Source organism: Escherichia sp. MOD1-EC6842, assembly GCF_002965705.1.
Lineage (GTDB): Bacteria > Pseudomonadota > Gammaproteobacteria > Enterobacterales > Enterobacteriaceae > Escherichia > Escherichia ruysiae.
This window is the reverse complement of record NZ_PTRF01000002.1, coordinates 185,544-198,612: the sequence shown is the minus strand read 5'-3', so window position 1 is coordinate 198,612 and position 13,069 is coordinate 185,544. Positions and strand designations below refer to the sequence as shown.

Annotated in this window: 12 protein-coding genes; 4 read left to right on the top strand and 8 right to left on the bottom strand. The window is 52.4% G+C overall.

The window, feature by feature from the left end; translation table 11 throughout:
- The first annotated feature begins 25 nt into the window (after positions 1–25).
- The 3 genes from citR to A7Z29_RS03885 all read left to right on the top strand — a co-directional run bounded on the left by citR (position 26) and on the right by A7Z29_RS03885 (position 2,894).
- A complete protein-coding gene (gene citR, locus A7Z29_RS03895; protein WP_000002457.1) occupies positions 26–931 on the top strand; it encodes a DNA-binding transcriptional repressor CitR in 906 nt (301 codons plus the stop codon).
- Positions 932–1,071: 140 nt separating this feature from the next.
- The gene (locus A7Z29_RS03890) at positions 1,072–2,292 is read left to right on the top strand and encodes a phosphoadenosine phosphosulfate reductase (RefSeq protein ID WP_105289819.1); all 1,221 of its coding nucleotides are present in this window, start codon (positions 1,072–1,074) and stop codon (positions 2,290–2,292) included.
- Positions 2,265–2,894, top strand: coding sequence for an IbrB-like domain-containing protein (locus A7Z29_RS03885; protein ID WP_000528559.1), 630 nt, complete (start codon positions 2,265–2,267; stop codon positions 2,892–2,894). Before A7Z29_RS03890 ends, A7Z29_RS03885 begins: the two co-directional genes overlap by 28 nt.
- Here A7Z29_RS03885 and ybdL read toward each other — a convergent pair whose 3' ends face one another.
- Positions 2,895–4,055: a methionine-oxo-acid transaminase gene (ybdL, locus tag A7Z29_RS03880; protein ID WP_105289818.1), complete on the bottom strand. Its 1,161-nt coding sequence runs from the start codon at positions 4,053–4,055 to the stop codon at positions 2,895–2,897.
- Between the two features lie 108 nt (positions 4,056–4,163).
- Here ybdL and hcxA point away from each other — a divergent pair, with 108 nt between their 5' ends.
- Positions 4,164–5,252 carry a hydroxycarboxylate dehydrogenase HcxA gene (gene hcxA / locus A7Z29_RS03875; RefSeq protein ID WP_105289817.1) on the top strand — a complete coding sequence of 363 codons (1,089 nt, stop codon included), beginning with the start codon at positions 4,164–4,166 and terminating at the stop codon, positions 5,250–5,252.
- Between the two features lie 9 nt (positions 5,253–5,261).
- On the opposite strand, the gene A7Z29_RS03870 is transcribed toward hcxA, so the two are convergent.
- The 7 genes from A7Z29_RS03870 to entC form a co-directional block, all read right to left on the bottom strand.
- A complete protein-coding gene (locus tag A7Z29_RS03870; RefSeq protein ID WP_000460431.1) occupies positions 5,262–5,459 on the bottom strand; it encodes a YbdD/YjiX family protein in 198 nt (65 codons plus the stop codon).
- Between the two features lie 152 nt (positions 5,460–5,611).
- Positions 5,612–7,717: a pyruvate/proton symporter CstA gene (gene cstA / locus A7Z29_RS03865; RefSeq protein WP_001043146.1), complete on the bottom strand. Its 2,106-nt coding sequence runs from the start codon at positions 7,715–7,717 to the stop codon at positions 5,612–5,614.
- Between the two features lie 180 nt (positions 7,718–7,897).
- On the bottom strand, positions 7,898–8,311 hold the full coding sequence (gene entH, locus A7Z29_RS03860; protein WP_000637953.1) for a proofreading thioesterase EntH: 414 nt from the start codon (positions 8,309–8,311) through the stop codon (positions 7,898–7,900).
- Positions 8,312–8,313: 2 nt separating this feature from the next.
- Positions 8,314–9,060 (bottom strand): 2,3-dihydro-2,3-dihydroxybenzoate dehydrogenase EntA, encoded by a 747-nt coding sequence (entA, locus tag A7Z29_RS03855; protein ID WP_000347667.1) that lies wholly within the window; start codon positions 9,058–9,060, stop codon positions 8,314–8,316.
- Complete coding sequence (gene entB / locus A7Z29_RS03850) at positions 9,060–9,917, bottom strand: enterobactin biosynthesis bifunctional isochorismatase/aryl carrier protein EntB (protein ID WP_085460503.1); 858 nt, start codon at positions 9,915–9,917, stop codon at positions 9,060–9,062. The genes entA and entB overlap by 1 nt, the downstream gene beginning before the upstream one ends.
- A gap of 13 nt (positions 9,918–9,930) precedes the next feature.
- The gene (gene entE / locus A7Z29_RS03845; RefSeq protein WP_105289816.1) at positions 9,931–11,541 is read right to left on the bottom strand and encodes a (2,3-dihydroxybenzoyl)adenylate synthase EntE; all 1,611 of its coding nucleotides are present in this window, start codon (positions 11,539–11,541) and stop codon (positions 9,931–9,933) included.
- Between the two features lie 9 nt (positions 11,542–11,550).
- Positions 11,551–12,726 (bottom strand): isochorismate synthase EntC, encoded by a 1,176-nt coding sequence (entC, locus tag A7Z29_RS03840; protein WP_105289815.1) that lies wholly within the window; start codon positions 12,724–12,726, stop codon positions 11,551–11,553.
- Between the last annotated feature and the right edge of the window lie 343 nt (positions 12,727–13,069).

Genomic DNA, 13,069 nt, shown 5'->3' with positions numbered 1-13,069 from the left:
AGCAAGCATATGAATGGAGTGCATCATGGCTAATCTTTACGACTTAAAAAAATTTGATTTAAACTTGCTTGTCATTTTTGAATGCATATATCAGCATCTTAGCATTAGCAAGGCCGCAGAATCGTTATATATAACACCTTCTGCGGTAAGCCAATCTTTACAACGTCTACGCGCACAATTTAATGACCCCTTGTTTATTCGCTCCGGGAAAGGTATTGCACCAACAACAACAGGGTTAAATTTGCATCATCACCTTGAGAAGAATCTTAAAAACCTTGAACAAACTATCAACATTGTCAATAAAGCAGAACTGAAGAAAAAATTTATTATTTATGGCCCGCAACTCATCTCTTCAACTAACAGTAGCCTTTTGATCGGATGTCTACGACAAGATACAGCCGTAGAAATTGAACATCATGACATTATGATGTCAGCAGAAAGCGCCGAAGATTTATTGACTTATCGCAAAGCAGATCTGGTCATCACATTAATGCCTGTCATCAGTCGCTCGGTGATCTGCATGCCTTTTCAGTCGATACGAAACACGCTTATCTGTAGCGCAACCCATCCGAGAATAACGGAAAACAGTAGCCGCGAAGAAATTCTTGATGAAGAGTTCACCTCCCTGGCATCAAAAGCACCTGGCCTTGAAGATTTTCAGATGGAAATAGAAGCGATTCTGGCAAACCGAAAAATAGCATTTCGTAGCTCGTCACTGTTTACTATTGTCAATACTATTGCAGTAACCGATTTACTGGGTATTGTCCCCTTCGAATTATATCGTAACTATCAAAAAAACCTTCAATTAAAACAAATAAAACTAGAACAAAATCTACCTTCTAATACTCTTTATATTTCCTATAATAAATCATCATTAAACAACCTGAGCTTCTCTCGTTTTATTGATCGCTTGAATGATAACTTTTGTTAAACATCTGCCAGTATGGATAATATCCGCCAAAAAGATTTATTATATGAATATAAAATAAGATACCTCATTTTAATTTATTAATATTATAATCAGGAAACTATCGCACTTTTCTCACGGTCACGTTAAGAGAGCGTCTTCAGATGTCCATTTATAAAATTCCGCTACCTCTCAATATCCTGGAAGCAGCACAAGACCGTATCACCTGGACACTTAATACTCTGCCTCGCGTATGCGTCTCTTTTTCTGGTGGTAAAGATTCTGGCTTAATGCTCCATTTGACCGCAGATCTGGCCAGAAAAATGGGAAAAAAAATACACGTCCTGTTTATCGACTGGGAAGCTCAGTTTTCTTGTACGATTGACTATGTTCAATCGCTACGTGAGCAGTATGCCGATGTTATCGAAGAGTTTTATTGGGTGGCACTACCGCTAACAACGCAAAATTCATTATCCCAATATCAACCCGAATGGCAGTGCTGGCAGCCTGATATTGAATGGGTTCGTCAACCGCCAGAAGATGCGATAACCGATCCCGCATTTTTCTCGTTTTATCAATCTGGCATGAGCTTTGAACATTTCGTGCGTGAATTTGCCGAATGGTTTTCACAACATCGCCCAGCCGCAATGATGGTCGGTATCCGTGCCGACGAGTCTTATAATCGTTTCGTCGCCATTGCCAGCTTAAATAAACAACGTTTTGCTGACGATAAACCGTGGACCACCGCCGCACCTGGTGGCCATTGTTGGTATATTTATCCCATTTACGACTGGAAGGTGGCCGATATCTGGACCTGGTATGCTAAACACCAGTCTCTATCTAACCCTTTGTATAACCTGATGTACCAGGCTGGCGTCCCTCTGCGTCTTATGCGAATCTGCGAACCTTTTGGCCCAGAACAACGGCAAGGTTTGTGGCTATATCATGTTCTTGAACCTGACCGATGGGCCACAATGTGCGCCCGGGTCAGTGGCGTAAAAAGCGGTGGAATTTACGCAGGTCATGACAATCAATTTTATGGTCACAGGAAGATCCTTAAGCCCGACCATCTAGACTGGCAGGAATATGCCTTATTATTGCTTAACAGTATGCCGGAAAAAACGGCTGAACATTATCGCAATAAAATTGCTGTTTATTTGCACTGGTATCAAAAAAAAGGCATCGAGATCCCTCAGACGCAGCATGGAGATATTGGCTCAAAAGACGTCCCTTCCTGGCGACGTATCTGCAAGGTATTGCTCAACAATGATTATTGGTGTCGGGCATTATCATTCAGCCCCACAAAAGCCAAAAATTATCAACGTTATAACGAACGGATTAAAGGAAAACGTCAGGAATGGGGAATACTATGCAGCAGCGATTAACGCAGGATTTAACTCAATTTCTCGCCAGTCTGGCAGAAGAAGATCGCATTAAGGCGATCAATGAGATCAGAACGGCGATCCATCAAGTGAGTCCATTTCGCGACGAACCGGTCGATTGTGTTTTGTGGGTTAAGAACACCCAACTCACTCCCAATGATTACAATCCGAATAACGTCGCGCCGCCAGAGAAACGATTACTACAAAAATCAATTGAGATCGATGGTTTTACCCAGCCAATTGTGGTGACCAATACACGAGCCAGCACACTTGAAATTGTTGATGGTTTTCACCGTCATGAAATTGGTAAAGGCTCTAACACGTTAAAATTGCGATTAAAAGGGTATTTACCGGTCACCTGTCTGGAAGGAACACGTAACGAACGTATCGCTGCAACTATTCGCCACAACCGGGCGCGTGGTCGCCACCAGGTCACGGCAATGTCAGAAATTGTTCGAGAACTCAGCCAGTTAGGTTGGGACGATAATAAAATCAGTAAAGAGCTGGGTATGGATAGCGACGAAGTATTGCGCCTCAAGCAAATTAACGGCCTGCAAGAACTGTTTGCCGACCGTCAATATTCCCGCGCCTGGACGGTTAAATAGCTAAAGCTGGCGCAGGCGTTCAGCTGCTGCCAGCAACGTCGATTCCTTCTTGGCAAAACAGAGACGAATCAGTTTATGTGGGAAGGGATCGGCACAAAACACCGATAGCGGAATCGCCGCTACGCCGTGCTCCCGCGTCAGCCACTGGCAAAACTCAACATCATCCAGGGTAGATACGGAGCTGTAATCCACCAGCAAAAAATATGTACCTTCGCACGGTAAAATCTCCAGCCGGCTTTCATTTAAGGCATTTACCAGAATATCGCGCTTCTGGCGATAAAAGTCCGGTAACGCAAGATAATGCTCAGGCTCTGCACGTAGCATATCGGCAAGCGCCAGCTGTGCCGGGGTATTCACCGAAAAGGTCAGATACTGATGTACCTTGCGAATTTCGGCACTGATGGGCGCTGGCGCAACGCAATAACCCACTTTCCAGCCGGTCATATGATAGGTCTTGCCAAATGAAGAAACCGCCACCGCCCGCTCACGCAGCTGTGGATGCGCCAGCACGCTGGCATGGCCCTGCTGTGAAAAGTTGATGTGCTCGTAAACTTCATCACTAATGACAAAAATCTCGCGATCGGCAATTGCCTGCCACAAGGCCGCAAAATCAGCCTGCTGCCAAACGGTCGCGCTGGGATTATGCGGCGTGTTGAGGATCACCAGCCGGGTGCGCTCGCTTAACAATGCGGCAAATTCCTGCCAGTCAACGCGAAAATGCGGCGGCTGTAGCGCAATGCGTTTCACGATCCCACCTGATAGCGTAATGGCAGGCGCATAACTGTCATAACTGGGGTCGAAACAGATAACTTCATCGCCATTGCGCACCAATGCGGTAATCGCCGCGTATAACGCCTCCGTCGCCCCTGCCGTTACGGTGATATCGCTATCGGCATCTGGTTGATAGCCATACAAACGTTCCGTTTTCTGAGCAATCGCCTCGCGCAAGGCCTGCACGCCGGTCATGGGCGCGTATTGGTTTGCCCCCTGGGCAACGTGGTACGCCAGCCGCTCCTGTAAATAGCGCGGACCATCAAAATCAGGAAAGCCTTGCGAAAGGTTAATCGCCTGGTGTTGCTGCGCCAGCGCGCTCATCTGGGTGAAAATGGTAGTGCCAAGTTGTGGAAGTTTGCTTTGTGGAATCAGAGGGTTATTTGTCATTTTTATTGTGCCTGACGAAGTTGCGTGTTGAAGGCACTATAACACGATGCTAGCATTTGGCAATCAAGACGTTTAGATGTCTAAATAAAACAATAAGGACAACACAACATGCCTCACAATCCTATCCGCGTCGTCGTCGGCCCGGCTAACTACTTTTCTCATCCCGGAAGTCTCAATCACCTGCATGATTTTTTCACGACTGAACAGCTTTCTCGCGCTGTGTGGATTTATGGTGAACGTGCCATTGTTGCGGCGCAAACCAAACTTCCACCAGCGTTTGAACTGCCAGGAGCAAAGCATATTTTGTTTCGCGGTCATTGCAGCGAAAGCGATGTACATCAACTGGCGGCTGAGTCCGGTGACGATCGCAGCGTGGTGATTGGCGTCGGCGGCGGCGCACTGCTCGACACCGCGAAAGCCCTCGCCCGCCGTCTCGGTCTGCCGTTTGTTGCCGTTCCGACGATCGCCGCTACCTGCGCCGCCTGGACACCGCTCTCCGTCTGGTATAACGATGCCGGACAGGCGCTGCATTATGAGATTTTCGACGACGCCAATTTTATGGTGCTGGTGGAACCGGAGATTGTCCTCAACGCGCCGCAAGAATATCTGCTGGCGGGGATCGGTGACACGCTGGCGAAATGGTATGAAGCGGTGGTGCTGGCTCCGCAACCAGACACGTTGCCGCTAACCGTGCGTCTGGGGATTAATAACGCGCAAGCCATTCGCGACGTCTTGTTAAACAGTAGCGAACAGGCGCTTGCCGATCAGCAAAATCAACAGTTAACGCAATCATTTTGCGATGTGGTGGATGCGATTATCGCCGGAGGTGGAATGGTCGGTGGTCTGGGCGATCGTTTTACGCGTGTGGCGGCGGCTCATGCCGTACATAACGGTCTGACTGTGCTGCCGCAAACCGAGAAGTTTCTCCACGGCACCAAAGTCGCCTACGGCATTCTGGTGCAAAGCGCCTTGCTGGGACAAGATGATGTGCTGGCGCAATTAACCGAGGCGTATCACCGTTTTCATCTGCCGACTACGCTGGCGGAGCTGGAAGTGGATATCAATAATCAGGCGGAGATCGACAAAGTGATTGCCCACACCTTACGTCCGGTGGAATCCATTCATTACCTGCCTGTTACACTGACACCAGATACGTTGCGTGCAGCGTTCGAAAAAGTGGAATCGTTTAAAGCCTGACGTACAAATTTAGCAGCAGCGCGCGCCGCCTTTTCCACCGTAGCGCGCGTCCTGCCGCTCGCGGAAAAACTCTTCGTAGGTCATCGGCGTTTGATCGGGATGGTTAACCCGCATATGTTCGACATAGTTGTCGTAATCAGGCATACCAATCATCAGCTTCGCCGCCTGACCTAAATATTTTCCGGCTTTTGCCAGTGAATCAAACATCAATACCTCCGGTAATCAGATTGCTGAGAGAGTGCATTAATAGCTATCAACGCACTCGGTCAGTCCCCTCGCCCCACCGGGGAGAGGGTTAGGGTGAGGGGGAACCCTCGGCACTATGCCAACATTCGCCAACATCCCCCCTTACTCTGACTTTAGTGCGCGCCTTTCGCCTGCGCTACGATCTCCTCAACATTTTCCGGCATTGGCTCATACGGCGTTTCTTTCGCCGTTGGCTTCGGCTCTTTCAATGCCGCCAGTGCCGTCTTAATCGAGAACAGCGCCAGAACCACCACAACCACCATAAAGAAGATGGTCAACCCGGCATCCAGACGGTTGTTGAACACCAGTTGCGCCAGTTGTGACTCAGTATACTGCGACGGAATATTACCGCTGTCGATCATTGCCTGGAACTTGTTAGCAATGGCCAGGAAGCCCACTTTCGCATCCGGGCTGAACGCTTTCTGCCAGCCTGCGGTCAGGGTACAAATCAGCAGCCAGGCTGTTGGCACCAGCGCCACCCAGGCGTAACGTTGACGTTTCATCTTGAACAGCACTACGGCACAGAGCATCAGCGCCATCCCTGCCAGCATCTGGTTGGCAATACCAAACAGCGGCCACAGGGTGTTAATACCGCCCAGCGGATCGACCACGCCCTGATGCAGGAAGTAGCCCCACGCCAGCACACACAGCGCCGTTGCCAGCAGGTTAGCAGGCAGAGAATCTGTCCGTTTCAGACCCGGAGACACCACGCCCAGCAAATCCTGCAACATAAAGCGCGCAGCACGCGTACCCGCATCTACCGCCGTCAAAATAAACAGTGCTTCAAACAGAATGGCGAAGTGATACCAGAAGGCCACATCCATCATGCCGCCCAGCGCACCGTGCAGAATGTAGGCCATCCCCACTGCCAGCGTCGGCGCACCGCCCGCACGGGAAATGATCGACTGTTCACCCACTTCGCTGGCAATCTGGTTTAACGTATCCGGAGTTATCGCAAAGCCCCAGCTACTCACCACCTGCGCCGCAGAAGCGACCACATCCGCCGTCCCTGCCGGAGCCAGCACCGCCATCGGGCTGTTCATAGCGAAGTACACGCCCGGATCGATGATACAGGCAGAAACCAACGCCATAATCGCCACGAAGGATTCCATCAGCATTCCGCCATAGCCGATAAAGCACGCCTGACCTTCGTTCGCCAGCATCTTCGGCGTGGTGCCGGAAGAGATCAGCGCATGGAAGCCAGACACCGCGCCACAAGCGATGGTGATAAACAGGAACGGGAACAGGTTACCGGTCCATACCGGGCCAGTGCCATCGACAAATTTGGTCAGCGCAGGCATGGTCAGCGTCGGGCGCATGATCAAAATGCCTACCGCCAGACCGACGATAGTCCCGATTTTCAGGAAGGTAGAGAGGTAGTCACGCGGAGCCAGCAGCAGCCATACGGGCAGCACCGCCGCCACAAAACCGTAACCCACCAGCATCCAGGTCAACTGCACGCCGGTAAAATCAAAGTACGGTGCCCAGGTTGGGCTTTCTGCCACCCAACCTCCAGAGATAATGGCGAAAATCAGGAACACCAGGCCAATCACCGACACTTCGCCAATACGCCCCGGACGCAGATAACGCAGGTAGATCCCCATAAACAGCGCCAGCGGAATGGTGAACGCAACGGTATACGTTCCCCACGGGCTATGGGTCAGGGCTTTCACCACGATCATCGCCAGCACTGCAAGGATGATGACCATGATCATAAAGCAGGCAACCAGCGCAATCACCCCGGCGGTTGGCCCCATCTCTTCTTTGACCAGCTCACCCAGCGAGCGACCGTCACGGCGCGTGGAAACAAACAGCACCATGAAATCCTGTACCGCACCGGCGAGAACCACCCCAGCAAGCAGCCAGATCATCCCCGGCAGGTAGCCCATTTGCGCTGCCAGCACCGGCCCCACCAACGGACCAGCTCCGGCAATGGCCGCAAAATGGTGACCGAACAGCACTTTCTTATCCGTCGGCACATAATCCAGACCGTCGTTATGGCGCACCGCTGGCGTCATACGCGTCGGGTCAACCGCCAGCACATTTTTGGCGATATACAGACCATAAAAACGATAAGCGATCAGATAGATACAGACCGACGCCACCACAATCCACAGCGCGTTGATCTGTTCCCCACGATTTAAAGCAATGTATCCCAGAGCAAATGCTCCCATTACAGAGAGCACTGTCCAGACGAGGTATTTCCCTGATTTGTTCATAGTTGTTATCCGTGTGCGTGTCCATAGAGATGTTACATTTTGTTTCTATAACATCTCTGGATAATTTAACAACACAGTAACCATGTAAATCGGAGTTGAAACCAATATTTAACTTAACAATGTTAACTCGATCACTCCGTTAACCGAGTTTTCCTGCAATCTCATTTAATTCTGTCGGGTTCATCCCAAAACCGCCGTGCCCAGCCGACAAGTGCAGCAACGCCGCCCCTGTTCATCGAAAACGACGATTTCCCAACTCTGATTTTGCCGCCCAAGATGCAGCGGCTGGCAGACGCCGCGCACCTTTCCCTCAGACACCGGACGATGATGTGTGGCATTAAGTTCCGTGCCTACCACACACTGCCCGTCGCGGGTCATCATAAATCCGGCCATCGATCCCAGCGTTTCCGCCAGCGCCGCCGATGCGCCGCCATGCAGCAGGCCAAACGGCTGATGAGTACGGGTATCAACCGGCATTTCGGCTTCCAGCACATCATCGCCCAGACGGGTATACACAATTCCCAGATGCGCCACCATTGTGTTGTCGCTGGTGGCGTTGAGTTCGTCGAGCGTTAAATGGCGTTTCCAGATCATGCTTATGCTCCCAGCGTTGAGCCGCCATCCACCACGATATCCTGTAGCGTGATATGGCTGGCGAGGTCAGAGGCGAGGAACAAAATCGTGTTGGCGATCTCTTGTGGACGGGCGATTTTCCCCAGCGGAATGCCGAGTTTAAACTGCTCGCCAAAGCCGCGAATACGCAGCTCTTCGGCGTCATCGCTCACCCATAGCGTGCGTTGCATATCGGTATCGGTGGAGCCGGGCGAAACCACGTTACAGCGCACGCCGCTACCCGCCAGTTCCAGCCCGACGCTCAACGCCAGGCTTTTCAGCGCCGCTTTCGACGCACCGTAAGCACTCATACCAATACGCGGCGTATGTGCAGCGTCGGACGCTACCGTAACAATCGCCCCGCCCCGCTGACGGCGAAACTGGTTCATGGTTTGCTGAAACAGGTTAAATGCGCCGCCAACGTTGACCGCAAAGGTCTGCTGCCAGTCTTCTTTGCTGAGCTGATCGGTCGCGCCCATGCGTAAAATTCCCGCTGCATTGACCAGCACGTCCAGTCGTTCCGTTTCCGCTAACAGCCGCTGACACACCTGCGCCACCTGCCCGGCATCGGCAACATCCATCACTTCGGTCGCAAAGGGATATTGCTCCTGCGCGAACACCCGATCAAAGCCCGTGACCTTCGCACCCGCTTCAACAAATGCCAGCGCCGTGGCGTAACCGATACCTTTCCCCGCACCGGTTACCCAGACATTTTTGCCGCTGAAATCCATTATTTCACCTCGCGGGAGAGCAGTTTCCACCAGGCATCAATGGTTGGGTTTTTCGCCAGCATGACAAAATCGATATCGCCATGTACTTTGCGCCAGCGCGCCGCCAGCGCCATCATGCGCACCGAATCCAGACCGTAGTCGATCAGGTTGTCGTCATCGAACGGTTCATCGGACTCATCCAGCAGCGGCAGGATCACCTCACGCAGCGCCGCTTTACTGGAAGGGATTGGTGCTGGCAGTAACTCTTCAGTCATCACCACCCGACCAGAACGTCCGGCCACATATTTCAGCGACATCAAATGCTCGTCACGGCTGAAATCAGCCAGCGCATCCGCCACCATAAACGGTTTAATATCGCGCATAAATGCGTCGGTCGCGGTGGTCATACAGCCAATGTGCGCGTACACCCCGGTGATAATCAGTTGGTTACGTCCGCTTTCTTTCAGCATTTGCTCCAGCGGGGAACGATGAAACGCGCTGTAGCGCCACTTCACCAGCACCGTGTCGTCGGCATCTGGCGTCAGGCGATCCACCACCTTTTGCTGTTCCGGCGAACGGGTCAGACCCGGCCCCCACATATCATTCAGCAGCGCCCGATCTTCATCGCTTTGCTCTTTCGGCTGGGCGGTGTAATAAACCGGGATATTGTGCTTTTTGCAGTAGTCGCGCAGCGCAGCAATATTGGCGATCACCTGCTCCATCATCGGGCAGTTCTCGCCCCAGAAGCTGACAAAATAGTCCTGCATATCATGAATTAACAACGCGGCACGTTGCGGTTCAAATGCCCAGTCGACTTTATTTTGCGGAATATCGTGAGACTCCGGCAGTGCGTAAGCCTGTAATTTTGGAATAGCCATCGTGTTCTCTCCTTCAGGCTGAAGCGCGTGATGCCAGCCACTGACGTAATTGTTTTTTATCGACTTTCCCGACCGCCGTCAGCGGAAGTGAATCCACACACTCCACGCGATCCGGTAATTTAAATTCGGCAATACCCTGTTCACGCAAGAAACGACGCACCTGCACCGCGCGTAGAGGCTCTTTTACCACCAGATAAGCGCAGCTTTTTTCGCCCATCAATTCGTCTTCCATGCTCACCAGTGCGGCGTAGATCACCGCCGGATGGCGCAGCAGCAGGTTTTCGATCTCTTCGGCAGCAATCTTCTCGCCGCCACGGTTGATCTGATCTTTCTCGCGCCCCTGCACGGTGATGTAACCCTCTGGATCAATGGAGATCAGATCGCCGGAACAGTAAAAACCGTTGGTATCAAAGGCGCTGGCATTGTGCTGCGGGCTTTTGTAATAGCCACGGAAGGTGTACGGCCCGCGCGTCATCAGGCGTCCGACTTCCCCTTGCGGCAGTGGATTTCCGTCAGCATCCGCGACCCATACTTCATCGTCCGGGCACATTGGGTAGCCCTGGGTATGGATAATTTTCTCCGCACTATCATCAAGACGGGTGTAGTTCACCAGCCCTTCCGCCATGCCGAACACCTGCTGCAACTGGCAGCCAATCTCTGCGGGAATACGCGCCGCCAGCGTGGCAGAAAGACGTGCGCCGCCGACCTGTAACAGTTTCAGCGAGACAAGTTGCGCCCGGTTTTCGCCTTCAGCCAACGCCTGTAACCACAGGCTTACCGCCGGCGGCACCAGCGCAGTAACGTTGACCTGATGTTTTGCAATCAATGGGAAGCAGAGCGTGGCACTGGGATCGGCCGCCAGAACGACGGTGCCGCCCGCAAGAAATACGCCCAGCGATCCTGGTGAACTCATGGCGTAGTTGTGCGCCGCCGGAATCGCGCACAGGTAGCGCGTCTGTTGCGTGAACTGACAAATCTCGACGCTACGACGCACGCTGTAGTAATAGTCGTTATGGGTACGCGGGATCAGTTTCGGCGTGCCGGTGGTGCCGCCAGAAAGCTGGAAATAGGCCACTTCATCAGCGGGTGACGGCGTGGCAGTAAAATCCTCTGCCTGATGGTTAAACGCATCCTGCAAATTGTGCTCGCCGCTATCGTTCAGCAGTTGCACCACACGAATAGAGGAATGTTCTGTGACGAAAGTATTGAGGAAATCATCCCCGCTAAACAGCGCATGTTGGCGATCGGCAATCAGCAATGCGGGTTCAATCTGGCTGGCATAGGCGTTCAGTTCACTACGCTGATGGCTGAACAGCGCCAGAACCGGCGCAACGCCCAGTTTCAGCAGGGCAAAAAAGGTAATGTACAGTTCAGCGACATTGCCCAACTGTACCAGCGCGGTTTCGCCGGGTTTAATGCCCTGACGGCGCAAGCTACAGGCGAGATTATCCGCCGCCTGATTCAGCTCCCGATAACTCAACTGCCGCTCGCCGTCGATAACCGCGATGCTGTCACTCGCAGCGTGGCGAGTCAGAATGTCGGTCAGCGGCAAATCCTGCCAGTAGCCTTTTTCCCGATAGCGACGGGCAAACTCTTCCGGCCAGCGGGTAAATGGAATGCTCATCCTCGCTCCTTAATGCAATCCAAAAACGTTCAACATGGTAGAAAGTTTGACGCCTGTTTCGCGCCACTCACCCAACGGTGACGACGCAGGCACAATCCCCGCTCCGGCAAACAGACGCACCTGATTTTTCCGCAATTTTGCGCAGCGGATGGTCACCACCCACTCGCCGTTACCTTCGCTGTCGCACCAGCCGACAATGCCGCCAAACAGTTCGCGGTCGAACGGCTCCAGTTCAGCAATAACCTGGGTCGCGGCCTGATGCGGGAAACCGCTCAGCGCGGGGGTCGGATGCAGCAGGCAGGCCAGTGTCAGTGCGTTTTCTTGCGAATTAGCTTTACCTTCAAAGGGGGTTGCGAGATGCCACAGCGTCGGCGTGGTGATCAATTGTGGGGAGGAAGGAACGTGTAACTCACTACTGCGTTCGCGCAGTACCTCTTTCATCGCCTGAGTCACCAGTTCATGTTCATGGCGATCTTTTTCTGACGCCAGTAGACGATTACCTGCTTCGCGATCGAGCACTTCATCCGGCTGACGGCGCGCGGAACCAGCTAACGGAATGGAGCTAAAACGCTCGCCGTCTTTACGCAGCAGCAGTTCCGGGCTGGCACCGAGCAGAACTCCACCATCGGACAGCGGGACATGGAAGTTGTAACTAACCGGGTTTTGCGCAATCAACCGTTCCAGCAATACGCCACTATCAATGGCGGCGTCAGTGGTGATATCAATCAACCGTGACAACACCACTTTGTCGACCTGCGGCGTGGCGGTAAGTGCGGCAGCGCGAACAACCATCTGTTCAAACGTGGTTTGTTCCGGAATTGCCTGGCGTTCCACCACGTTCAGCGCCTGGCTGCGGGTGAAGCGGCGTGCGGAAGCTTGTTTTTCCTGACGGGAGAACGACTGCCAGGATTCAGGAATATACAGCGACGAAGGCTGACGTGGATCGAAGGGAATCGCCCCGACCATCACCGGATTTTTGATGCCCTGCGCTTTGGCATCAGCAAACAGCGCGGCGAGTTTTTGCTGGAAGGGACTGTCGGGCGAATCCCCGTTCACAGCAGGTTCATCGAAGCGGGCGAAACATCCTGACGTCGTAAAACTGCGGTACGGCGACATAAAGAAAAAGCGATTGGGCGCAAGTGTTGCCATGGTCTGCTGTACTTCCTCAGCCAGTGACGTATCCATATCATCCTCCATAAAATGATAAAGGCTTTAATAATGATTATCATTTATATTTTCGGTCGCTAACCTAAAAGCAAACGCGCACTATGTCAACTCTTGAGGCAACGCAATCTGCAACTCAGGGTTGCATCTGGTTGTGGTTACAATGAAAATGAGAAGCATTATTGATGGATTCGCATAAGCGCAATGTGATGTCCTGCGCCGTTCTGCCCCCTCTCCCTTCCAGGGAGAGGGCTGGGGTGAGGGTCAGTGTTCGCACCAGTGCTGGCTGTTCCCCTCACCCTAACCCTCTCCCCAAAGGGGCGAGGGGACGGATTGTGCGCTTTGTCGAATTTGTCATTACGCC